General features: G+C 60.7%; 21 protein-coding genes. 2 read left to right on the plus strand and 19 right to left on the minus strand.

Features of this window, described 5'->3' with window-relative positions:
• Positions 1-105: 105 nt before the first annotated feature.
• The 6 genes from ACIQUH_RS01035 to ACIQUH_RS01060 form a co-directional block, all read right to left on the minus strand.
• The gene (locus tag ACIQUH_RS01035; protein WP_400811915.1) at positions 106-1,398 is read right to left on the minus strand and encodes a diguanylate cyclase; all 1,293 of its coding nucleotides are present in this window, start codon (positions 1,396-1,398) and stop codon (positions 106-108) included.
• A gap of 389 nt (positions 1,399-1,787) precedes the next feature.
• Positions 1,788-1,919: a hypothetical protein gene (locus ACIQUH_RS01040; protein WP_003496883.1), complete on the minus strand. Its 132-nt coding sequence runs from the start codon at positions 1,917-1,919 to the stop codon at positions 1,788-1,790.
• Between the two features lie 172 nt (positions 1,920-2,091).
• Positions 2,092-2,961: a CDP-diacylglycerol--serine O-phosphatidyltransferase gene (pssA, locus tag ACIQUH_RS01045; protein WP_020009523.1), complete on the minus strand. Its 870-nt coding sequence runs from the start codon at positions 2,959-2,961 to the stop codon at positions 2,092-2,094.
• Between the two features lie 22 nt (positions 2,962-2,983).
• Complete coding sequence (locus tag ACIQUH_RS01050) at positions 2,984-3,682, minus strand: phosphatidylserine decarboxylase (protein ID WP_003520681.1); 699 nt, start codon at positions 3,680-3,682, stop codon at positions 2,984-2,986.
• 262 nt (positions 3,683-3,944) lie between these two features.
• On the minus strand, positions 3,945-5,831 hold the full coding sequence (locus tag ACIQUH_RS01055; protein WP_400811919.1) for an ABCB family ABC transporter ATP-binding protein/permease: 1,887 nt from the start codon (positions 5,829-5,831) through the stop codon (positions 3,945-3,947).
• A 110-nt stretch (positions 5,832-5,941) separates the two neighbouring features.
• A complete protein-coding gene (locus ACIQUH_RS01060; protein ID WP_400811921.1) occupies positions 5,942-7,975 on the minus strand; it encodes a LysM peptidoglycan-binding domain-containing protein in 2,034 nt (677 codons plus the stop codon).
• Between the two features lie 155 nt (positions 7,976-8,130).
• Here ACIQUH_RS01060 and ACIQUH_RS01065 point away from each other — a divergent pair, with 155 nt between their 5' ends.
• Both ACIQUH_RS01065 and ACIQUH_RS01070 read left to right on the plus strand, forming a co-directional pair.
• On the plus strand, positions 8,131-8,751 hold the full coding sequence (locus ACIQUH_RS01065) for a TIGR00730 family Rossman fold protein (protein ID WP_400811922.1): 621 nt from the start codon (positions 8,131-8,133) through the stop codon (positions 8,749-8,751).
• Between the two features lie 239 nt (positions 8,752-8,990).
• Positions 8,991-10,751 carry a peptidoglycan D,D-transpeptidase FtsI family protein gene (locus ACIQUH_RS01070; protein WP_400811924.1) on the plus strand — a complete coding sequence of 587 codons (1,761 nt, stop codon included), beginning with the start codon at positions 8,991-8,993 and terminating at the stop codon, positions 10,749-10,751.
• A gap of 61 nt (positions 10,752-10,812) precedes the next feature.
• Here ACIQUH_RS01070 and rarD read toward each other — a convergent pair whose 3' ends face one another.
• From rarD to ACIQUH_RS01135, 13 genes are all read right to left on the minus strand, one after another.
• The gene (rarD, locus tag ACIQUH_RS01075) at positions 10,813-11,721 is read right to left on the minus strand and encodes an EamA family transporter RarD (RefSeq protein WP_400811926.1); all 909 of its coding nucleotides are present in this window, start codon (positions 11,719-11,721) and stop codon (positions 10,813-10,815) included.
• A gap of 215 nt (positions 11,722-11,936) precedes the next feature.
• Positions 11,937-12,893, minus strand: coding sequence for a prolyl aminopeptidase (pip, locus tag ACIQUH_RS01080; RefSeq protein ID WP_400811928.1), 957 nt, complete (start codon positions 12,891-12,893; stop codon positions 11,937-11,939).
• Positions 12,890-13,375: a GFA family protein gene (locus tag ACIQUH_RS01085; RefSeq protein ID WP_400811930.1), complete on the minus strand. Its 486-nt coding sequence runs from the start codon at positions 13,373-13,375 to the stop codon at positions 12,890-12,892. Before ACIQUH_RS01085 ends, pip begins: the two co-directional genes overlap by 4 nt.
• On the minus strand, positions 13,372-13,836 hold the full coding sequence (locus ACIQUH_RS01090; RefSeq protein ID WP_400811932.1) for a GFA family protein: 465 nt from the start codon (positions 13,834-13,836) through the stop codon (positions 13,372-13,374). Before ACIQUH_RS01090 ends, ACIQUH_RS01085 begins: the two co-directional genes overlap by 4 nt.
• On the minus strand, positions 13,833-14,309 hold the full coding sequence (locus ACIQUH_RS01095) for a GFA family protein (protein WP_400811934.1): 477 nt from the start codon (positions 14,307-14,309) through the stop codon (positions 13,833-13,835). The genes ACIQUH_RS01090 and ACIQUH_RS01095 overlap by 4 nt, the downstream gene beginning before the upstream one ends.
• Positions 14,306-14,674: an endonuclease domain-containing protein gene (locus tag ACIQUH_RS01100; protein ID WP_400811936.1), complete on the minus strand. Its 369-nt coding sequence runs from the start codon at positions 14,672-14,674 to the stop codon at positions 14,306-14,308. Before ACIQUH_RS01100 ends, ACIQUH_RS01095 begins: the two co-directional genes overlap by 4 nt.
• Before the next feature lie 260 nt (positions 14,675-14,934).
• Positions 14,935-16,320 carry a cysteine--tRNA ligase gene (gene cysS / locus ACIQUH_RS01105; protein ID WP_400811937.1) on the minus strand — a complete coding sequence of 462 codons (1,386 nt, stop codon included), beginning with the start codon at positions 16,318-16,320 and terminating at the stop codon, positions 14,935-14,937.
• A gap of 215 nt (positions 16,321-16,535) precedes the next feature.
• A complete protein-coding gene (locus tag ACIQUH_RS01110; protein WP_400811939.1) occupies positions 16,536-17,276 on the minus strand; it encodes an SDR family NAD(P)-dependent oxidoreductase in 741 nt (246 codons plus the stop codon).
• Between the two features lie 144 nt (positions 17,277-17,420).
• Positions 17,421-18,929, minus strand: coding sequence for an amidophosphoribosyltransferase (gene purF, locus ACIQUH_RS01115; RefSeq protein ID WP_400811941.1), 1,509 nt, complete (start codon positions 18,927-18,929; stop codon positions 17,421-17,423).
• Between the two features lie 137 nt (positions 18,930-19,066).
• Entirely contained in the window at positions 19,067-19,654 is a 588-nt protein-coding gene (locus ACIQUH_RS01120; protein WP_003502039.1) for a CvpA family protein, read from the minus strand.
• Positions 19,655-19,743: 89 nt separating this feature from the next.
• Positions 19,744-21,150, minus strand: a complete 1,407-nt coding sequence (radA, locus tag ACIQUH_RS01125) for a DNA repair protein RadA (RefSeq protein ID WP_400811943.1) — start codon at positions 21,148-21,150, stop codon at positions 19,744-19,746.
• A 5-nt stretch (positions 21,151-21,155) separates the two neighbouring features.
• Positions 21,156-21,446 (minus strand): type II toxin-antitoxin system RelE/ParE family toxin, encoded by a 291-nt coding sequence (locus ACIQUH_RS01130; protein WP_400811945.1) that lies wholly within the window; start codon positions 21,444-21,446, stop codon positions 21,156-21,158.
• 16 nt (positions 21,447-21,462) lie between these two features.
• Complete coding sequence (locus ACIQUH_RS01135; RefSeq protein ID WP_400811947.1) at positions 21,463-21,732, minus strand: type II toxin-antitoxin system ParD family antitoxin; 270 nt, start codon at positions 21,730-21,732, stop codon at positions 21,463-21,465.
• Positions 21,733-21,738 lie beyond the last annotated feature (6 nt).

Genomic DNA, 21,738 nt, shown 5'->3' on the forward strand with positions numbered 1-21,738 from the left:
AACAGATATGCGGAGAGCTCGCCCCCTCATCCCGCTGCCGCGACCTTCTCCCCCTCGGGAGAAGAAACAAGCGGCAAGCGCTCGCTCCCCTGACTATGCACGGCCTCAGCCGTTCCGCCCGATCTTCTGCAGGCCTTCCTGGATCATGATGTCGGAATAGACGCGGTTGCGGCCATTCGCCTTGGCGAGATAGAGCAGCTGATCCGCCGCATTCAGCTGATTGTCGAAGGGTTCGCCCTTTTCGATCTCGACGACGCCAAGCGAAATTGTAAGCGCCAGGCTGCTGCCGCTGAGCTGTCGGCCGTTCTTTTCCACCTGTCCGCGCAGCTCCTCGCAGAACTGATAGGCAGCCCGCGCATCCAGTCCGCGCAGGAATACGGCAAATTCCTCGCCGCCGAGGCGCGCGGGAATATGGCGTTGTTCGTCGCACATGCCATGCAGCAGTTCGGCCAGCTTTTTCAGCGCCCTGTCGCCGGCATCGTGGCCCAGCGTGTCGTTGATCTTCTTGAAATGATCGATGTCGAGAATGGCGACGGCGCCGCTCTCGTCATTGCCGTTGATGACATCCATCAGCGCCCGCGTGCGCTCGAAGAAGGAGCGACGATTGGGCAGGCCGGTGAGGTGATCCCGTTCCGCCAGCTCGCGCAGGCGCTTGAGCTGTTTCAACGTCTCGATATTGTTGTCGATGCGGCACTGCAATTCTTCCGGCACGAAGGGGCGATAGACGAAATCCGAGGCGCCCGCCTTGAGAAAACTTGCCGAAAGCAGCCGGTCTGTGGAGGAGGATATGCCGATCACCCGCAGGTCTTCGGATGAGCGGCTGTCGCGGATGCGGCGCGTCAGCTCATAGCCGTCCATATCAGGCATATGGTAGTCGGTGATGACGAGCTGGATCGTCGGATCCTGCGACAGTATTTCCAGCGCCTGCTTGCCCGAATGGGCCTCGCTGACCCGAAAATTCTGCCGCTCCAGTATTTCCACGAGACCGGAACGCGCCGTGCGCACATCATCGACCACCAGGACCGAAAAAAGCTTGTTGCTCAAAATCCGCTGGACCGTTCTGACCACCGCATCGACGGTGCGATGGCCGTCCTTGACGATGTAGTCGATGATCTTCTTTTCGGCGTAGCGCTTGCGCGCCTCGTCATCCACCGTGGCGGTGAAAACGATCGCCGGCACCTTGCGCTCTGACAGGAGCGCGAGAATCTCGCCCTTCGGCGCATCGGGCAGGTTGAGGCCCGTCAGCGCCAGCGTGAAATCATGGGCCTGCATGAGGGTATCGGCTGCGGCCATGCTGTCGCAATGCACGACTTCGGCTTCCGTTTCTTCCGAAAGCCGCGTCTTCAGCAGCATGGAAAGAGCAACGGAATCTTCAATCAGAAGGATTTTATCCTGCATGGCCGTCCCAAGCCCCCCTGGCCTGTCTTCACAATTTTCCCTCAACGCCGAATATTCGTCATCCGCGTGTCCGCGGATTCGAAAGCCGGCTTATGCATTGTTGTGGAAAAAAATGCGGAATAGAAAAGTTATTTTGTATTCTCTAATCTATACGTTGGTATCCGTATAGCCTTCTTGTCGAAGGCGAGCTTTTTACTACACCTTCGTTGCAGCTTCGTTACAGAAAACTGCCAGTTTTGTGAATAATTGACGATCCGCAGTATCGCGGTGCGCCGGAAATAAAAACGGCGCCTCGAAAAGGCGCCGCGTGTTTGTTGATCTTCCGTCAGGAACTCGCCGTTTTCCGGAGAGCCTGAAAAATCCGGTAAAATCAAAAAAAGCGAATATTTTCAGGCGGTTTTAGCGGCGGGCTTGCGCTTCAGCATCAGGGCTGCGGCCGCGACGGCCTTCAGTCCGAGCGGGCGGTAGTGGCTGTTGAGGTCGGGCTTCGCCTGCGGCTGTGCCTTCGTCTCGTTCGTCATTTCTCTCTCTCCACAATTCACGCCAATCGCCGTTGCGATGCGTGTGAGCCACTTCTTTCGCGGCTAATCTTGACGGATTCGAGGCGAAGAAAAACGAAGCCGGCTTTTCAGGCTGCGACATTTTGCGTCACATCCTGCGCCGGCTTGCGTGAGAAAAAATAAACCTGTGGTTTTAAATACCGCGATCGAGGCCGTTGCCGCCATTGGCATCGTCATGCGCGTCTTCCTCGATGGTCAGCGTGCCGTAGCGGCGATGCCAGAGGCGGGCGCTGATGGGAATGAAGACGAGATAGGCGGCAACCGTCAGGACCAGCACTTCCCAGGTGAAACTCATCAGCATCGCCACATAGAGCACGACGACGAGGATCATCGGCAGCACCAGATCGCGGCGGATGCGGCTGGTGCCGGATTTCCCCGACCAGACCGGCAGGCGGCTGATGAGGAGATAACCGATCAGCACGGTATAGGCGGCGGCGACATAGGCGAAGGGCTTGTCCGGTTCCACGCCGAGGAAGCCGAGATAAACCGGCAGCAGCACCAGCATGGCGCCCATCGGGGCGGGAACGCCCACGAAGAACTCGTTTTGCCAGGGCGCCTTCACCGGCCGCTCGATCATGACGTTGAAACGCGCCAGACGCAGGCCGGCGGCGATGACGTAGATAAGGGCGGCGATCCAGCCGATGGAGCGCGCCTGGTCGAGAAGATAGGCATAGACCACGAGGGCAGGGGCGACACCGAAATTGACGATATCGGCGAGCGAATCCATCTGCTCGCCGAATTTGGACGTCGCCTTCATCATCCGGGCGATGCGCCCGTCTATGCCGTCGAGAAAGGCGGCCAGCAGCACCATGCCGACGGCCAGTTCGAAGCGGCCCTCAATGGCGAGGCGCACACCGCTCAATCCCGCGCAAATGGCCAGAACGGTGATGAGATTGGGAACGACGAGGCGAAAGGGAATTTCCCTCAGCCGGGGTCCACGGCCGCTGTCGCTGCGGCCCTCGGGTTTGCCGTTCTGTTGCGGCTCGGCGATCGGCGTTTCCATGCGCATGCCCTTCCTGTTTCCGTCAGCCGCGGCGGCTGACGACCGGACCCTTGGCGGAGCCGAATTCGGCAAGCACGGTTTCACCGGCAATCGCCGTCTGGCCGACCGAAACGCGCGGCTCGAAACCTGCGGGAAGGAAGATATCGAGGCGCGAACCGAAACGGATAAGACCGAAACGCTCACCGGCATCGACTGGTTCATTCGGTTTTACCCAGCAGACGATGCGGCGTGCAACCATGCCGGCGATCTGCACCACGCCGACCTTGCCGTGCGACGTCTCGATGACGAGGCCGTTGCGCTCATTGTCTTCGGAAGCCTTGTCGACTTCGGCATTGAGGAACAGGCCCGGACGGTAAGCGACGTTGACGATACGGCCGCGCACCGGCGAACGGTTCACATGGCAGTTGAACACGTTCATGAACACCGAGATGCGCACCAGCGGTTCCTTGCCGAGTTCCAGCTCCAGCGGCGGAACGACGCTCTGCACGGCGGAAACCTTGCCATCGGCTGGGCTGATGATGAGGTCGTCATCCTGCGGCGTGACGCGCTCGGGATCGCGGAAGAAATAGGCGCACCAGGCTGTCAGCACCAGGCCGACCCAGAACAGCGGTTCGGCGATCCAGCCGAGCACCAGCGATGCGACGAAGAAGGCCGCCACAAAGACATAACCTTCCTTGTGGATCGGTACGATGGTGTTGCGAATGGTGTCGAACAGATTCATGAGATTCCTTGCTCCGGTTTCCGTCTGTCGCGTCTATATGGGTCGTGATACGACACGATCCACACGGCAATGCGACAAATTTTGCCTGATGCATATCGTGTGAAAAGGGTTCACGCGATATGCATCAGGTCTTTATTTGTGCATGTCGTTATCCCGAAACCGCTCTCACACTTTCGGGCGACATGCATGCTGGTTACAGCCAAACGCCCCGCGCGGCAATGGCGGGGTTCGTCTGTCGGCCCTGTTACCCCGGCTATATCGGTCAATGGGCGGGTTCCCCGCGGTCGATGACACCCAGATCGTCGGTTTCGCGTACGTGGCGCAGCATTTCCTCTGCCCGGATCGCCTCGCGCTGGCGGCTCCACATCGAAGCGTAGAGGCCGTTCTGCCCCATCAGCGAGCCGTGCGTGCCGCGTTCGGCGATCTGGCCTTCCTTCAGCACGATGATCTCATCCGCGCCGATGACGGTGGAAAGGCGGTGGGCGATGACCAGCGTGGTGCGGTTCTTCGAGACGATATCGAGCGCGCTCTGGATTTCCTGTTCCGTATGCGTATCGAGCGCCGAGGTGGCCTCGTCGAGAATGAGGATCGGCGGCGCCTTGAGGATGGTGCGGGCGATTGCCACGCGCTGCTTTTCCCCGCCGGAAAGCTTCAGGCCGCGTTCGCCGACCATGGTGGCGTAACCCTCCGGCAGTTTGCCGATGAAGGCGCTGATCTGCGCGGCATCCGCCGCAGCCCTCAGTTCCTCGTCGGTGGCGGAGGGACGGCCATAACGGATGTTATAGGCAAGCGTATCGTTGAAAAGCACCGTATCCTGCGGCACCATGCCGATCACCGAGCGCAGGCTCTTCTGCGTCACGTCGCGAATGTCCTGCCCGTCGACGGTGACGGAGCCTTCCTGAATATCGTAGAAACGATAAAGCAGCCTCGAGATCGTCGATTTCCCCGCACCCGAGGGGCCGACGATGGCCACCGTCTTGCCGGCCGGCACATCGAAGGAAACGCCCTTCAGGATCGGCCTTTCGGGATCATAGGCGAAATGCACGTCGCGGAAGGAGATGGCGCCCGGTCCGCCGGCGAGCGGTTTTGCATCCGGCCTGTCGGTGACTTCCGCCTCCACCTCCAGAAGATCGAACATCTGTTCGATATCCGTCAGGCCCTGGCGGATTTCGCGATAAACGAAGCCGATGAAGTTGAGCGGCACCGAAAGCTGCAGCAGCAGCGCATTGACGAAGACGAAGTCGCCGATGGTCTGTTCTCCGCGCTGCACGGCCAGCGCCGACATCACCATCATGACGGTGGAGCCGATGCCGAAGATCACGCCCTGGCCGAAGTTCAGCCAGCCGAGCGAGGTCCAGATCGAGATCGCCGATTTTTCGTAACGCTCCATGGCGACGTCGAAACGCCGCGCCTCCATCTCCTCATTGCCGAAATATTTGACGGTCTCGAAATTCAAAAGCGAGTCGATCGCCTTGGTATTGGCGTCGGTATCGCTGTCGTTCATGGCGCGGCGGATGGAGATGCGCCAGTTGCTGGCCCGCACCGTGAACCAGATATAGGCCCAGACCGTGATGACCGTGACAAGCACATAGGAAAAACCGTAGGAGGCCCAGAAGATGATCGCCGTCAGCAGGAACTCGATGAAAGTCGGCGCGGTATTGAGAATGGTGAAGCGAACAATGGTTTCGATGCCCTTGGTGCCACGCTCGATGACCCGCGACAGCCCGCCGGTCTTGCGCTCCAGATGGAACCGCAGCGAAAGCCGGTGCATGTGCACGAAGGTCCTGTAGGCGAGCTGGCGCACGGCATGCTGGCCGACGCTGGCGAAAAGCGAATCGCGCAGCTGGTTGAGCCCCACCTGTATCAGCCGCGTCAGATTATAGGCGATAACAAGCGCGACGGCGCCGAGCAGGAAGGCGGGAACAAGCCCGGCCATGTCCAGCCGGCCGTTCAGCGCATCGGTCGCCCATTTGAAGAAATAGGGAACGGAGATCAGCACCAGCTTGGCGACGACCAGATACACGGTGGCCCAGATAACCCGCATCTTCAGGTCCCACCGTCCCTCCGGCCACATATAGGGCCAGAGATTGATCAGCGTCTGGGTGGGATTGCTGGAATCCGCCGAAATGGTTTTTTTCTTCGTGGCCATCATTCGCTCCGGTCACTGCCGGAAGCCGACAGCAGGGCGGCGGCTTTGGTCAAGCCGCCGCGCGTGTCACAGATAGGGTCGTCGCGGGTTCACCGCAACGCTTCAAATGCTCAGGAGCCGCCCTTCAGCCGCTTGCGGTGGAGTTCCTCCGCATTCGGCAGCGCGTCTTTCGGCACGCCGAAAATCTGGCCGGGCTCGATCAGATCAGGGTTTTTGATCTGATCTTCGTTGGCGAGGTAGATCGTCGTATAACGCACGCCCTGACCATAAACGCGACGGGAAATCTGCCAGAGCGTATCGCCCCGGCGGATGATGACGCTGTTCTGGCTTTCGGCCAGCGGCGCCTGCTCGAAGGTCTGCGGACCGGCGGGCGCCTGTGGCGCGGGAGCAGGAGGAGCGGTGATGTGGAGTTCGGCAAGGCGGCTTGCCAGCGAGGCGATGCCCTTGCCGATTGCCGCCACATCGTTCGGCCATGCTTCAACCGATGCCAGCAGCTGGCGCGCCTTGGCGGTAATGTCACCCGCAAAGGCGGTGAAGGCCGGTTCGGTCGCGGCCGCGGTGCGGAATTCCGAAAGCGACTTGAGGCCGATGACGACGGCGGAGCGGCCGGCAATGGCCTGATCGAGCGCCGGCGTGGCCTGATCCTTGTAGAGATTGGAGAGAATGCCGAAGGCCTTGGCGACATCGGTGCGCAGCTTTTCAAAAGCGGCGCGATCACTCGCCGTGCTCTGGTTTTCAGCCGGCGTTGTAGTCGTGGTCGCCGACGACGACGCGGCCGGCGTCTGCATGGCGACGGTTGCCTGATCGGTCTGCGGCCGCTCGAAGGGAACGCGCACGCGCACCTTCGCGGTACCGTCGGGATTCAGTTCCTCGACGGTGATGATATGGCTGCCGACGGCAAGATCGACATCGCCTTCGACGACGAAATGGCCGGAGGCTTCCGTGATGCTCTTGCCGATTTCCCTGTCATCGACCAGCGCGCGCGCCGTCGAACCGGCGGGCGCGGAACCCGCGACGAAAATCTTCGATCCCTCGAATTCGACGGCGGTGACCTGAACGCTTGAGGTGAGCGGAGCACCTGACGCGGCACCAGGCGCGGCCGAAGCCGCAGCGCCGGCGAGCGGTGCGGATGCAATGTTGGCGCTGGTTTCGGACGTTGCCGCAGGCTGCTGCGACGGCGTGGCTTGCGGCTGAAGCGCCGGAGGAGCCGCCTCCGGCATGGCCAGCACGCGGCTTGCCTTGCCGGGCTTGGAAACCATGGCGAGAAGCTCGCCCGCCTTGCCATCAGGCACGGAAACCGTCGCCACTTCTTCGGATTGCGTCGCCTTGCCGTTGGCATCGGTCGAGCGCAGCACCAGCTCGTGATCGCCGGGGGGCAGGGGATTGTCGAAAACGGCGGCGAAATCGCCGGTGCCGTCAATGGTTGTCTGGGCGACCACCTTGCCGTTGCTCAGAATTTCGAGCTTTGCGCCGGGCTGTGCCTTGCCGGCAATGACGGCCGAACCATCCGGCTCGACGCGCAGCACGTCGAAAGTCGGCGTGCCGGAAGACGACTGTGCTGCATCGGCCGGTGCTGCGGCCGGCGCTGAGGCCGGTGTTGCCGGTTGGGGTGCGCCATCGTCGGTGCCGGCGAAGACGCCCGCCAGACGACGCACCTGCGCCGCCGCTGCCGCCGCATTGTCGGGCAGGCCGCGCAGGAACGCCGTGGCACGTTCGGCCGCCGTGCGGGCCGTGGTGATGAGCCGCGACGTCGTCTCGTCCAGCGACTCTGGAATTTCGATATTCGTCAGTTCCTTGAGCGAGGTCTCGACCTTCTTGCGCGCCGCTGCGAAATCGGCGTCGGAGGGAACCTTGCTATCGGCGAAAAGCGTGGTCAGGTCCTTGATCGACTGGGTGGCGGAAGCCGCGAGACGCCCGACCTTGTCGGCGATATTGGCGGTTTCCTCGGCCGCGTCGGAGAGGATGTCGCCCGCCTTGTCGCTGCCCATTTCAACGCTGTTCTTCACGGCATTGCCGGCCTCGTTGATGGCGTCGCCGATCGGTTTGCCGTCGTTTGAAATCCGCGGCAGGACGAAAAAGATCATGAGCAGGGACGCAATCCCCAGCACGATCAGCGCCAGCAAACCGGCCTTATTGTTTTTCATCCTGATGCTCCGGGTATTTCAAGCTTTTCACACGAGTTGAGATTGCTAGCGTCTTACCTTCTCCCAGACAAGCGGCGAGTGGCCAAAAGGCCATATTTGCAAGGGATTTCCCAAATTTTCTTGACGTGCCGCATCGCACATTGTTCCTTCCCTTCATGACGGACAAAAATATAGCGATTCGATCCATCTGCGTTTATTGCGGCTCCCAGCCCGGACGTGATCCGGCTCACATGGAAGCAGGCCGCGCGCTTGGGAAATCCATTGCCGAAAACGGCATTCGCCTCGTCTACGGCGGCGGCACCAAGGGCATCATGGGCGCGGTCGCCAGCGGCGTTCTTTCCAACGGCGGCGAAGTGACCGGCATCATACCGGAATTTCTGGTCGATATGGAGGCAACACGCCATTCTCTCGGACAATTGAACGAGCTTGTCATCACCAAGGACATGCATGAGCGCAAACATATGATGTTCGAGCGCTCGGATGCCTTCGTGACCCTGCCGGGCGGTGTCGGCACGCTGGAAGAAATCGTCGAGATCATGACCTGGGCGCAGCTCGGCCGCCATGCCAAGCCGATGGTCTTCGCCAATATCAACGGTTTCTGGAACCCGATGCTGGAACTGGTGCAGCACATGCGCGATCAGGGCTTCATCCATCGCGCCCATCTTTTGAACCCGCTTGTCGTCGACGAGGTGAAGGACATTGTGCCCGCCATCATCGACCGGGCGCTGGCGCAGCAGAACCCGGAGGGTGATCCTTCGGTGATTTCCCGCCTCTAATGCAGGCTGCCCGAAGACGCGCTGCGTTTCGGGATGGCGGCTACATCCGGCATCTGAAAACCGTTAATGAACCGCCCTGCGGTTCGTTACGATTTTAAATGTATATTAATACAGATTTAACAGCGGCATCGTTCCGACCGCTCTTTTCATGGCCCCACGACTGATCCTGTGCCAGCCTCACCAGGGCGTTGGCTGTCGCGGAATTTATTTCGCCGCCATGGGAATGGGTGCATCGGGAAATGATAGCTTTTGTGGTGCGGCTCAAAAGCCGGGCGCATTTCATTATCAAGAGAAATTCCGCGCAGGGCAGGGAGGCGCTCCTCGGTTCCGCCGCTCGCCGCAGGGTCGATGCGCGCATGAGGCTCGGCATCCTGATCGCCGTCTTCGCTGTCATCTATGGCGTCGTCGCCGCGCGTCTCGTCCAATATGGCCTTGCCGAACCGGTGGCGACAGCGTGGATCAATACCGGCGCCACCGCCGTCGCGTCGCGGCCGGATATTGTCGACCGCAACGGCACATTGCTGGCCACCGATCTCAACATGGTCTCGCTTTATGCGGATCCGCGCAGGATCGTCGATCCGGACGAGGTGGTGGAGAAGCTTGCAACCGTCATTCCCAATCTCGACTGGCGTGAAACGCACCGCCGATTGCGTTCGGACACCGGCTTCCAGTGGCTGCGACGCCAGCTGACACCCCGGCAGCAGGCGGATATTCTCAACCTCGGCATACCCGGCATCGGCTTCCGGCCGGAAAAGCGTCGGTTTTATCCGGGCGGTCCCACCGCTTCGCATATTATCGGCCACGTCAATGTCGATAATCAGGGCCTTGCCGGCATGGAGCGTTACCTCGACCAGCAGGGGCTGGCCGATCTGCGCGCCGTGGGTCTTGCCAGCGGCGCGCCGCTGGAGCCGGTGCGGCTTTCGATCGATCTCAGGGTACAGAACATCGTCCGCGAAGTGGTCGTGAAGGCAAAAAGCGCCTATCAGGCCGAAGCGGCGGGTTCGGTGATCCTCGACGTGGAGACCGGCGAGGTGCTGGCCATGGCCTCCGTGCCGGATTACGATCCGAACGAGCCTTCCCGCACCCTTGCCGATGGCAGCATCGACAAGGAGTATGAAAAGGGCTGGTTCAACCGGATGAGCAATGCCACCTTCGAGATGGGCTCCACCTTCAAGAGCTTCACCCTCGCCATGGGGCTGGATGCCGGGGCGATCACGCTGGGTTCGGTGGTCGATGCCTCGCGCCCGATCCGCACGGGCGGCTTCACCATCAAGGATTTCAAGGGCCGGAACCGGCCGCTTTCCATTCCGGAAGTGTTTCAATATTCATCGAATATCGGCACGGCGGCGGTGGCCGACAAGGTCGGCGTCGAAGGCCATCAGCAGTTCCTGACGAAGCTCGGGCTGCTCACCAGAATGGACACGGAAATGCCGGGCGTGGCGACGCCCACCCAGCCGAGAAGCTGGAAGAAGATCAATTCCGTCACCATCTCCTTCGGCCATGGCGTCGCCACCACCCCGTTGCAGACGGCGGTAGCCGCCGCAGCTCTCATCAATGGCGGCAACCTCATTTCACCGACCTTCCTGCCGCGTTCGAAAGAGGCAGCCGCATCGCTTGCGCACACCGTCATCAACGGCAAGACCAGTGCGGATATGCGTTATCTGTTCAATTGGAACGGCATCAAGGGTTCCGGCCGCGGCGCGCAGGTGGAAGGATTTCATGTGGGCGGAAAGACCGGCACTGCCGACAAGGTGATCAATGGCCGTTATGCCAAGGATATCAATTTTAACGCCTTCGTGGCCGGTTTTCCCATGCACAAACCGAAATATGTCGTGCTGACGATGATCGATGCTCCGAGGACCGGTGTGAACGGCGGGCGTACGGCGGCCTCGACGGCAGCCCCGATGACGCGCGAAATCATTGCCCAGACGGCAGGCCTTCTCGGCGTCAAACCGCGTTTCGGTTATGATGCGAACCCGCTATTGCTGGTGGATTATTGACTTCTGCTTCCCTCATTTCTGCGACACGCACGGGAATGAGGGAGAGAACTCTTAGCCGGCCTTACCGCTTGAGCCGCAGCAGGCTGGAGCCGGTATAGATCGCCAGCGCCACCCAGATCATCGCAAAGGCGGCCATGCGCACCATGTCGAAGGGTTCCTTGAAGATGAAGATGGCGATGAGGAAGATCATCGTCGGCGCGATATATTGCATGATGCCGATGGTGGACAGCCGCAGCAGTTTGGCGCCATTGCCATAGAGGATGAGCGGAACGGCGGTGACGAGGCCGCTTGCCGCCAGAAGCCAGGTATCGGCGGAATTGCCGCCCATGAAATGCGCCTCTCCGCTGAAGGTAAGCCAGATCATGACCAGCACGGCGGGGATGGACAGGAGCATGACTTCCAAGAGGAAACCCTGCGTCGCGCCGATCGGCAATGTCTTGCGGAAAAAGGCGTAAAAACCCCATGATACGGTGAGCGCGATGGACACCCATGGCAGGCTACCCGCATGCCATGTAAGGATCGCGACCGCAAGCGCCACAAGGCCGATGGCGGCGATTTGCGCCGGATAGAGCTTTTCCTTGAGAAGAACCGCGCCGAGAAAGATGCTGAACAGCGGATTGATGAAATAGCCGAGCGCGGCATCGAGCGCGCGGCCTGCGCCGATCGCCCAGATATAGACACCCCAGTTGATGCTGATGAGAGCCGCCGTGAGGCTCGCCATGGCCAGCATTTTCGGGGTTTTAAGTGCCGTTCTTATTTCCGCCGTGCGCCCGAGCGCGATCAGCACGACCGCCGCAATCGGCACCGACCAGATGACGCGATGCACGATGACCTCGATCGGCGAAATATGCGCAACGGCCTTCATGTAAAAGGGAAGAACGCCCCAAAGCAGATAAGCGGAAAGCGCGAAAGCAAAACCGCGCGCGCTGTCGCCGCCCTCCTGGGCCGGGAGCGATTTGTCGAGTGCCATGGGGAGTACCGCCAATTGTTCGGATGGCGATTTATAACGGATCGCCAAAGTGGCGGCCAATTCATTTCCGTGAAGGGTTCATGAGAAAAACTGCATGAATAAAAGGCGCTCTGCCCTTGAAATGTGCTGGTCCGCCGCGGGATGCGTGATCCCCGCAGGAAACCCTGCGTGAATCACTGTCTTATCCGGCCGTTGCAAGATGCTGAAACGACTGGTTATTTCCCGGCAAAACGGTCATTGGCGCGGATCAGTTGATCAAGAATGCCCGGTTCGCTCATCGCGTGTCCTGCCGCCTCTATGATGTGGAAATCCGCCTTTGGCCAAGCCTTGGCGAGCTGCCACGCATATTTCAGCGGGCAGGGCATGTCATAACGCCCATGAACGATGACGCCGGGAATATCCCTGAGTTTGCCGGCGTCGCGCAGCAATTGCCCTTCCTCCAGCCAGCCGCCATTGACGAAGAAGTGGTTTTCGATGCGCGCGAAAGCGATGGCATATTTATCCTCGCCGAAATCCTCGACACGGTCGGTATCGGTAACGAGCGCGATGGTCGCGCCTTCCCACTGGCTCCAGGCCTTGGCGCATTCGAGCTTCTTTGCCTCGTCGGTGCCGGTGAGATAGCGGTTATAGGCCAGCATCATCTCGCCGCGTTCGGCTTCCGGGATAGGCGCGATGAAATTTTCCCAGCGGTCGGGATAGATTTCGGAAACGCCGAACTGATAATACCAGTCCAGCTCCGGCCTGGTGACGGTGTAGATGCCGCGCAGAACCAGTTCGCTGACGCGGTCCGGATGGGTCTCGGCATAAGCGAGCGCCAGCGTCGAACCCCAGGAGCCACCGAAAACCAGCCATTTTTCGAAGCCGCAAAGCGTGCGCAGCCTCTCGATATCGGCGACCAGATGCCATGTGGTGTTGGCTTCCAGCTCCGCATGCGGCGTGGAGCGGCCGCAGCCGCGCTGATCGAATAGAATGACGTCGTAAAGCGCGGGATCAAAAACGCGGCGATGCGTGGGGTTCACCCCGCCGCCGGGGCCGCCATGCAGGAAAACCGCCGGTTTTGCGCCGCGTGTGCCCACCCTTTCCCAATAGATCGTGTGGCCGTCGCCGACATCGAGCATGCCGGTCTCGAAAGGTTCGATCTCAGGGTAAAAGCCGCGTAATTCTTCGGTCATGGGTCATTGTCCTTCGCTGGCCATTCGGCCGTATCATGGTCTGGGTGCTGGCAATTGTTCACCCGAGGGCGAGGGCTATCCGTTGCAGGTTCCGGCTCGACCGGCAAGCCGTCAAGCTCGGCGAACCAGTGCATCTTGCCGGCAAGATTGGACTGCGCCTCGGGTTTGACCCGCTGCGGCTCGTCCAGCGAACCGAGGGTGATGTTGATGAAATCGGCCCCCGGCATGTCGTAGAAAAGCGGTGTGCCACAACGGCCGCAAAAACCGCGACGCACGTGATCGGAGGACTGGAACCATGATGCCTCGCCGCGGGTCATCTCAAACTGCATGAGGGTGCTTGCGGCAAGCGGCATGAAATAATTGCCCGATGCCTTCTGGCACATACGGCAATGGCACAGATGCGGATAACGCAGCCCGCCCTCGATCCGGTAACGCACTGCGCCGCACTGGCATCCGCCGCTGAAACTCTCAGGTCCGCTCATGCGCGGCCGTCTTCCGGCGGCCAGATCTGCGTGTCGTGATCCGGGTGCTGATAGGACGTGATCTCTGCCTCATCCACGCCCTGTTCCACCGCCGGCTTGCCGAAGAGCTGCTCTATCCACGGCATGCGCCTATGGAAATTGACCTGCACCTGCGGCTCGATCCGGTCCGGCTCATCGAAAGCGCCGATGGCGATCTCCACGCCGCCGGGATAATGATAGGTCAGCGGCGTGCCGCATTTATTGCAGAAACCGCGATGGATTTTTGCCGAGGAGCGGAAGAGGGAAGGCTGGCCGCGTGTCCAGGTCAAATGCGCCTGATCGGCGCTGACCAGTGCGCCGAAGAAATTGCCGAAATGTTTCTGGCACATGCGGCAATGGCAGATGGAGGCCCGGCCGAGCTTGCCCGCATGAAAACGCACGGCGCCGCACTGGCAACCGCCGGAAAATCCCGCTTCGCTCATGACCTGTTCTCCGGTGGCCAGTTTTCGGTGTCGTGGTCGGGATGCTGATAGGAAACGAGATCGGCGAGATAGTCCACCTGCGTCAGGTCGTCCTCTGTGGCGACGGCTGGCAGCGTGTGAAGGCTGTCGACGAAATCGATCTTGCGTTCCACGCCCCACTGAATGGTCGGCGGCAGCGCGGCGGGATCGTCGAAGGCCCCGGCCGCCACCGCCACGCCATCCGGCGCCTCATAGGTCAGCGGCGTGCCGCATTCGGGGCAGAAACCGCGCTTGACGACGCTGGAGGACTGGAAGCGTTTCGGCTCTCCCCGGGTCCATTCAAATTCCACGCCGCGCACCGAAACCAGCGGCGCATAATAGGCCCCGAAAGCCTTCTGGCACATGCGGCAATGGCAGATGGAACTGTCTTTCAGGTCTCCGCTGGCGCGAAAACGGATCGCGCCGCACTGGCATCCGCCGGTATGGACGGTCATGGTTGGTTCTCCTTTACCGTTCGGATAATGTGGAGACAGACATTGTCGATGTCTCTGAGGATATCCTCGTTCCAGAAACGGAGGACTGTCCAGCCAAGTTCCTCAAACATCCGTGTTCTCTGCTGGTCATAGGCCGCCGCAGTCTTTTCCCCGTGCTGAAACCCATCCAGCTCGATGATGATCTTATGCGAGGGGCAGGCGAAATCAACGATATATCCGGCGACCGGCAGCTGGCGTCTGAAAGCCAGACCTTCAAGACGATGAGCACGGACGGCGTTCCAGAGCTTCAGCTCTGCATCGGTCATAGTCTTTCGCATCTGCCGGGCATATTCCCGATGTTTTGGCTCAACCTTGGCATGGGGCATTGAGATGCTCGCGGCTGGAAGGGGTGCTGCGAGATTGGAATATGGTGTGGACGAAAGCAAGGGCATGTCGTGTGGCTTTACCCCCCCCTCTGCCCTGCCGGGCATCTCCCCCTCAAGGGGGGAGATCGATCTGCGGCGAGGTCTCGCCCATCTCGAAGCTTGAGACTGGAGTAACGGTAGAGCGTCTTGCCGATCTCCCCCCTTGAGGGGGAGATGCCCGGCAGGGCAGAGGGGGGTAAGCCTCTAGCCGCGACGGTAAATTACCGCTTCAACTCCCACGTCGTCGTCCGCTCTCCGCTCTCCTTGTCCTTGCCATCCTTCAACTGAATGCCCTTTTCCGAAAGCTCATCGCGCAACCGGTCCGCCTCCGCAAAGTTCTTCGCCTTCAGCATTTCCAGACGCAACTGCACCAGGGCATCGACGGCCGAAACGATGGCCTCGTCCATTTCCGTTTTCTTTGGCAAAACACCGAGCAATGCGGCGCTGGCCGCAAAGGCGGGCAGCTTGGATGGATCGGTATTGGCGGCATGCGCCAGCGCATGCAGCGCCTGCACGGCGGCAACGGTGTTGAGATCGTCGGCAAGCGCCTCGAGCACGGTTTCGTCCGGCGGGGCATCGGAGGCTTCGGCTGCCGGCCATTTGGAAAGCAGACGTTCGGCCTCTTCCAGACGCTTCACCGAAAAATCGATCGGCTCGCGGTAGTGCGTCATCAGCATGGCGAGGCGCAAAACCTCGCCCGGCCATTGGCGGCCGCCGAATTTGTCCGTGTGCAGCAATTCGTAGATCGTCACGAAGTTGCCTTCGGACTTCGACATCTTGCGGCCTTCCACCTGCACGAAACCGTTATGCATCCACACATTCGCCATGACATGCGTGCCATTGGCGCAACGCGATTGCGCTATTTCGTTTTCATGGTGCGGGAAGATGAGGTCGAGCCCGCCGCCGTGAATGTCGAACACTTCACCGAGGTAACGACCGGCCATGGCCGAGCATTCGATATGCCAGCCCGGACGGCCGCGGCCCCAGGGGCTTTCCCAGCCGGGCTCGTTATGCGAGGAAAGTTTCCACAGCACGAAATCGCCGGGGTTTTTCTTGTGGGCTTCCACCGCCACGCGCGCCCCGGCCTGCTGCTCGTCCAGCGGCCGCTTGGATAGCTGGCCGTAATCGGCCATCGAGCGGGTGTCGAACAGCACCTCGCCGCCGGCCGTATAGGCATGGCCGCGCGCGATCAGCCTCTCGATGAGGTCGATCATCTCGGCTATATAGTCGGTGGCGCGCGGTTCGACGGTCGGCGGAAGGCATCCGAGCGTGGCCACATCCTCATGGAACTGGTCGGCGGTCTTTTTCGTCACCGCGTGGATGGCGTCGTTCAGCGGCAGATGCGGATAATCCCTCAGCGCCCGTGCGTTGATCTTGTCATCGAGATCGGTGATGTTGCGGGCATAGGTCACATGGTCTTCGCCAAAAACGTGGCGCAGCAGCCGGTAGAGGACATCGAACACGATGACCGGGCGCGCATTGCCGATATGGGCAAAATCATAGACCGTCGGACCGCAGACATACATGCGCACATTGTCCGCATCGATCGGCGCAAATTCCGCTTTTTCGCGTGTCAGGGTGTTGTGGAGTTTGAGGCGCAAGGACATGCGGCAATTCCCTAAAGGCAGTCAATTGTCCTGACCGGACCGTTTGTCTGTTGGACCTTGCGGGAAGACGAAAACGATCTGGCCGGTGGCGAACCAGCAAAAAAAATCTCAGCAGCAGGTGCAGATCATCGTTCTCATATCTTGCTTTATGGCGCGGTGGTGCAGCCCGGTCAAGAGCAGCCGTGGTGGCCTATTGCCCCTTCAGGGGGAAACAGTCACTCCGGCTGGCGATAGTCCACGAATTTTCCCTCGCGCACGACGAAAAGCTTGCCGGTTTCGGTCAGATCGGGCGAGGCGAGCGGAAGAATGGCCGCGGCCACCTCTGACGGATGCGGCACGGTGGCCGGGTCTTCGCCGGGCATGGCCTGCGCACGCATCGCCGTGCGTGTCGCGCCGGGATTGATGCTGTTGATCCGAAGCGCGCTCTTCTGCGTTTCCGCAGCCCAGGTGCGGGCGAGTGCTTCCACGGCGGCCTTTGAGGTGGAATAGACACCCCAGAAGGGGCGACAGCTATGCGCAGCACCGGAAGACAGGATCAGCGCGCGGCCGGCATCCGATTTCAGAAGCAGCGGCTCGACCGAGCGGATCAGCCGCCAGGTGGCGGTGACGTTGATGTTCATGACCCTTTCGAAGACCTTCGCTTCGATATGGCCAACCGGCGAGATCACGCCGAGAACGCCGGCATTGGCGACGAGAATATCGAGCTTGCCCCAGCGCTCGAAAATATTGGCGCCCAGCGCATCGATGGCTTTCATGTCGGAGAGATCGAAGGGAACGAGCGTCGCGGTGCCGCCGACGGCCTTGATGGCGTCGTCGAGCTCCTCAAGGCCGCCCACCGTGCGGGCGCAGGCAATGACATGCGCGCCGGCCTTGGCGAGTTCCAGCGCCGTGAAATAGCCGATGCCGCGCGAAGCGCCGGTGACGAGAGCGATGCGGCCCTTGAGATCGATAGTCATGGTCTCCCCCGAAATGATTGCGCTTCCTTCTACGAAGCGCCAGCGGCCTTTCGCAAGCGATCATATCGTCGCATGCGAAGGCCTGAACAAAAGACAAGAAAAAAGCGGCCCCGGAAGCCGGATGGCCGCTTTGCCTGAGGCGTATCAGCCGTTGCTGGCCAGCATGGAAATCTTGCTGCCCATGGCCTCGCCGTTCTGGTCGAGAAGGCGGGTCGGATAGTCGCCGGTGAAATAATGGTCCGTGAACTGCGGCCGAGCATGGTTGCGGTTCTCGCCACCGACGGCGCGGTAAAGCCCGTCGATGGACAGGAAGGCCAGCGAATCGGCACCGATGAACTTCGCCATCGCTTCGACATCGGCATATTGGTTGGCGAGCAGCTTGTCGGCGTCAGGCGTGTCGATGCCGTAGAAATCCGGATGGAAGATCATCGGGCTGGCGACGCGGATATGCACTTCCTTGGCGCCCGCTTCGCGGATCATCTGCACGATTTTCACCGAGGTCGTGCCGCGCACGATGGAATCGTCCACCAGCACCACGCGCTTGCCTTCGATCATTGCCCGGTTGGCGGAATGCTTGAGCTTGACGCCGAAAGCGCGGATCTGTTGCGTCGGCTCGATGAAGGTGCGGCCGACATAATGGTTGCGGATGATGCCGTATTCGAAGGGAATACCACTTTCCTGCGCAAAACCGAGCGCTGCCGGCGTGCCGCCATCGGGAACCGGAACAACCACGTCGGCCTCGAGCGGCGCTTCCTTGGCAAGGTTCATGCCCATGTTCTTGCGTGTCGTATAGACGTTGCGGCCGCCGACGACGGAATCGGGACGGGCGAAATAGACATATTCGAACAGGCAGAGACGCTCCGGCTGCGGCTTGGAAGGCTTGCGCGCATCGATGGTGATCGAACCGTCAGGCTGGATTTCGCAGATGATGACTTCGCCATTTTCCACGTCGCGGACGAATTTCGCGCCGATGATGTCGAGAGCGCAGGTTTCCGAGCAGAAGATCGGCTTGCCATCAAGCTCGCCCATGACCAGCGGGCGGATGCCGATGGGATCACGTGCGGCGATCAGCTTGGTGCGCGTCATCGCCAGCATCGAATAACCGCCTTCCATCTGCCTGATAGCGTCGATGAAACGATCGGCGGTGGAGGAGTGGCGCGAACGGGCGATGAGGTGAAGAACGACTTCGGTATCCGAGGTCGACTGACAGATGGCGCCGGTGGCGATGATCTGGCGGCGCAGCGTCAGGCCATTGGTGAAGTTGCCGTTGTGGGCAATGGAAATGCCGCCTTCTTCCAGTTCGGCAAACAGGGGCTGCACGTTGCGCATCGCAACTTCGCCTGTCGTGGAATAACGGGTGTGGCCAATGGCGATGGAGCCGGGCAGGCGGGCAAGGGTAGCGGGATCGGTATAGTGATCGCCGACGAGGCCCATATGGCGTTCCTGATGGAAGCGCTTGCCATCGAAGGAGACGATGCCGGCCGCTTCCTGGCCGCGATGCTGGAGCGCATGCAGGCCGAGCGCGGTCAGCGCCGAGGCGTCGGCATGGCCAAGAATGCCGAACACGCCGCATTCTTCATGCAGCGTGTCGCCGTCGATCTCTTCCTTGAAAGTGGCTCCATGGAAACTGGAATGCGAAAGCGGCTCAATCATCCGGCTTGCCCTTGCTCTCTACCGAGAAAAAAGAAAGACCTCTCCGGTGAGTATTTCCCCGGTCGGCCCATCTGTGTCGTGCTTGATATTTAGCACAAATAGCGCGCCTTGCATGCATTGCAAGGCGCACCCTCGTGTCAATTATTCGTTGCCGGCGGATTTGTTGCCGGCACATCTTCTGCAGGCGCCTGCGTCGTTGTCGGTTCCTGTGGTTTTCCAAGGATACGGGCGCGGATCTGCGGTTCGATATCGTCAGGCAGAACCGCTTCCAGCTTGCCCACCAGCCCGTCGAGGAAGGGCTTGGACTTGGCCTGCGTCACCCATTCCGGCTGGGTCTTCACATCCACCAGCCAGTTCCAGAAGGCTACCGCAACGACCAGAAGCAGAATGCCGCGCGCCGCGCCGAACAGGAAACCGAGCGTGCGATCCAGCGCGCCGATACGGCTGTCGATGATGAAATCGGCAATGCGCGAGGTGATGAAGGAAATCACGATCAGCGAGACGAGGAAAACGACGCCCGCCGAACCGGCAATGGCGATCTTGTCGTCATCGGTATAGTTGCGCGCATAGGGCAGCAGGACCGGATAGAGATAATAGGCGGCGGCGACCGAACCGGCCCAGCTCGCGATCGACAGGATTTCGCGGGAGAAGCCGCGGACCATCGCGAGAATGGCGGAGAAAAGAACAACGGCGATGACGATGCCGTCGAAAATTGTAATGGGCATATACCAACTCCGGAGGTGCGACGCCTTGTCAGACGCTGCCTTGCCAATTGTGCGATCCTCTTACACCACTGTTTCCCTTGGCGAAAGGATCAATATTCGTCGTCCTCAACCTGTTTGAACCGGTTGCCGGAGCCGGCGATGCGGGCCACCAGGTCCGGAAGGCTTTCGATTTCCGTCCAGCGTCCCTTCCCGCCTTTCGGCAATTCAGCCGAAGCAGAAGGCAGAAGTGCGGCGGAAAAACCGAGTTTTTCAGCTTCTTTCAATCGCTGGCCGGTATGCGAGACCGGCCGCACCGCGCCCGACAGGCTGATTTCGCCGAAATAGACGCAATCGGCGGGCAGGGCAAGGCCGGCGAGTGACGAAACCAGCGCCGACGCAATCGCCATATCCGCCGCCGGTTCGGAAATGCGGTAGCCGCCGGCGACATTGAGATAGACGTCATGCTGGCCGAGCTTCACGCCGCAATGGGCCTCCAGCACGGCGAGAATCATGGCAAGACGTGAGCTGTCCCAGCCGACCACGGCGCGGCGCGGTGTACCGAGCGACGTGGGCGCGACCAGCGCCTGCACTTCGACAAGCACGGGCCGAGTGCCCTCGATGCCGGCAAAAACCGCCGCACCGGGCGATTTTTCGTTGCGCTCGCCGAGAAACAGTTCGGAAGGGTTGGAGACTTCCCGCAGGCCGCGATCCGACATTTCAAACACGCCGATCTCATCGGTCGGCCCGAAGCGGTTCTTGACGGTGCGCAGGATGCGGTAATGGTGGCCGCGGTCGCCTTCGAAATAAAGCACGGCATCGACCATGTGCTCGACCACGCGCGGACCGGCAATCTGGCCTTCCTTCGTCACATGGCCAACAAGCACCATGGTCGCACCCGTCTGCTTGGCGAAACGGATCATCGCCTGCACGCCGGTGCGCACCTGCGTCACCGTGCCGGGGGCCGAATCAGCCGTATCGCTCCACAGCGTCTGGATGGAATCGATGATGACGAGATCGGGCCGTTTGCCCTCGGAGATCGTCGCCAGAATGTCCTCGACATTGGTTTCGGCGGCCAGCAGCACGTCGGTTTCCGCCGCCCCGAGACGCTGGGCGCGCAGACGCACCTGCGCCACCGCTTCTTCGCCCGAGACATAGACGATGCGGTGCCCGCGCCGCGACAGGGCGGCCGCCGCCTGCATCAGCAACGTCGATTTGCCGATACCGGGATCACCGCCGATCAGGACGGCCGAACCGCGCACGAAACCGCCGCCCGTCGCGCGGTCGAGTTCGCTGATGCCGGTCGGGATGCGCGGCGCTTCCTCAATTTCACCGGAAAGCGAGGTGAGCGTTACCGGGCGCCCCTTCTTCGGTGCCTTGCCCGGCCCGGAGCCGATGCCGCCCATCGGGTCTTCTTCGACGATGGTATTCCACTCGCCGCAGCCTTCGCATTTTCCCGCCCAGCGGGTGTGAACCGTGCCGCAGTTCTGGCACACGAATTGGGTCTTGGCTTTGGCCATCTATGTCAGTTTTCTTCTTGTTTGAAATCGTCAGCGGAAATGTCCTGATGGCCGTGCAGCACGCGCAGAACGGTAAGCTCATTCTCGTCGACACGAAAGAAAATGACGCGCTCACGATAAGCGATGCTGCGAAGCCCGGCTCCATATCCGCTTCTTGAGACACCGGATAAGCCCAGCGCCGCTATCGATTCGATTTTATTGAAGATATCGAGGGCGAAGCGATCAGCAGCAAGGGGATTTTCAGCCTCGATATAGGCGTGGTCTTCGGCAAGGTCGCGCCTTGCGCGCGTGGTCAAGGTTGGAGTCCGGATTTTAATGGCCGGACCCCGTTTTTTGCTGCGCGGAAACGCGTTTGATATCGCTCAGAAACTCGTCCTGTGAGGCATAACGGTGGACCCGGCCCGCCTCGGCGTCATCGATGCCCTCCTGGATCAGCAACTGAAGCGCGGCTCGTTTACCTTCGTCACTGCTCAGCAATTGCAGGCTCGCATGAATAACGGCATCCGCATCGCTGTAAATACCAGCCGCCACCTGCTCCTCGATGAACTTCTCGTCCTGCTCGCTCAAATGGATTTCGGGCATTTCGAT

This window comes from Agrobacterium sp. NPDC090283 (assembly GCF_044769685.1).
Classification (GTDB): domain Bacteria; phylum Pseudomonadota; class Alphaproteobacteria; order Rhizobiales; family Rhizobiaceae; genus Agrobacterium.

Coding starts and splice junctions, on each gene's coding strand:
- ACIQUH_RS01090 (WP_400811932.1), bottom strand. CDS start 13,836: ATGAGCGAAGCGGGATTTTCCGGCGGTTGCCAGTGCGGCGCCGTGCGT.
- rarD (WP_400811926.1), bottom strand. CDS start 11,721: ATGGCACTCGACAAATCGCTCCCGGCCCAGGAGGGCGGCGACAGCGCG.
- ACIQUH_RS01050 (WP_003520681.1), bottom strand. CDS start 3,682: ATGAATCTGTTCGACACCATTCGCAACACCATCGTACCGATCCACAAG.
- ACIQUH_RS01055 (WP_400811919.1), bottom strand. CDS start 5,831: ATGGCCACGAAGAAAAAAACCATTTCGGCGGATTCCAGCAATCCCACC.
- ACIQUH_RS01120 (WP_003502039.1), bottom strand. CDS start 19,654: ATGCCCATTACAATTTTCGACGGCATCGTCATCGCCGTTGTTCTTTTC.
- pip (WP_400811928.1), bottom strand. CDS start 12,893: ATGACCGAAGAATTACGCGGCTTTTACCCTGAGATCGAACCTTTCGAG.
- ACIQUH_RS01060 (WP_400811921.1), bottom strand. CDS start 7,975: ATGAAAAACAATAAGGCCGGTTTGCTGGCGCTGATCGTGCTGGGGATT.
- ACIQUH_RS01110 (WP_400811939.1), bottom strand. CDS start 17,276: ATGACTATCGATCTCAAGGGCCGCATCGCTCTCGTCACCGGCGCTTCG.
- ACIQUH_RS01070 (WP_400811924.1), top strand. CDS start 8,991: ATGATAGCTTTTGTGGTGCGGCTCAAAAGCCGGGCGCATTTCATTATC.
- ACIQUH_RS01095 (WP_400811934.1), bottom strand. CDS start 14,309: ATGACCGTCCATACCGGCGGATGCCAGTGCGGCGCGATCCGTTTTCGC.
- cysS (WP_400811937.1), bottom strand. CDS start 16,320: ATGTCCTTGCGCCTCAAACTCCACAACACCCTGACACGCGAAAAAGCG.
- ACIQUH_RS01035 (WP_400811915.1), bottom strand. CDS start 1,398: ATGCAGGATAAAATCCTTCTGATTGAAGATTCCGTTGCTCTTTCCATG.
- purF (WP_400811941.1), bottom strand. CDS start 18,929: ATGATTGAGCCGCTTTCGCATTCCAGTTTCCATGGAGCCACTTTCAAG.
- ACIQUH_RS01135 (WP_400811947.1), bottom strand. CDS start 21,732: ATGCCCGAAATCCATTTGAGCGAGCAGGACGAGAAGTTCATCGAGGAG.
- pssA (WP_020009523.1), bottom strand. CDS start 2,961: ATGGAAACGCCGATCGCCGAGCCGCAACAGAACGGCAAACCCGAGGGC.
- ACIQUH_RS01040 (WP_003496883.1), bottom strand. CDS start 1,919: ATGACGAACGAGACGAAGGCACAGCCGCAGGCGAAGCCCGACCTCAAC.
- ACIQUH_RS01065 (WP_400811922.1), top strand. CDS start 8,131: ATGACGGACAAAAATATAGCGATTCGATCCATCTGCGTTTATTGCGGC.
- radA (WP_400811943.1), bottom strand. CDS start 21,150: ATGGCCAAAGCCAAGACCCAATTCGTGTGCCAGAACTGCGGCACGGTT.
- ACIQUH_RS01100 (WP_400811936.1), bottom strand. CDS start 14,674: ATGCCCCATGCCAAGGTTGAGCCAAAACATCGGGAATATGCCCGGCAG.
- ACIQUH_RS01085 (WP_400811930.1), bottom strand. CDS start 13,375: ATGAGCGGACCTGAGAGTTTCAGCGGCGGATGCCAGTGCGGCGCAGTG.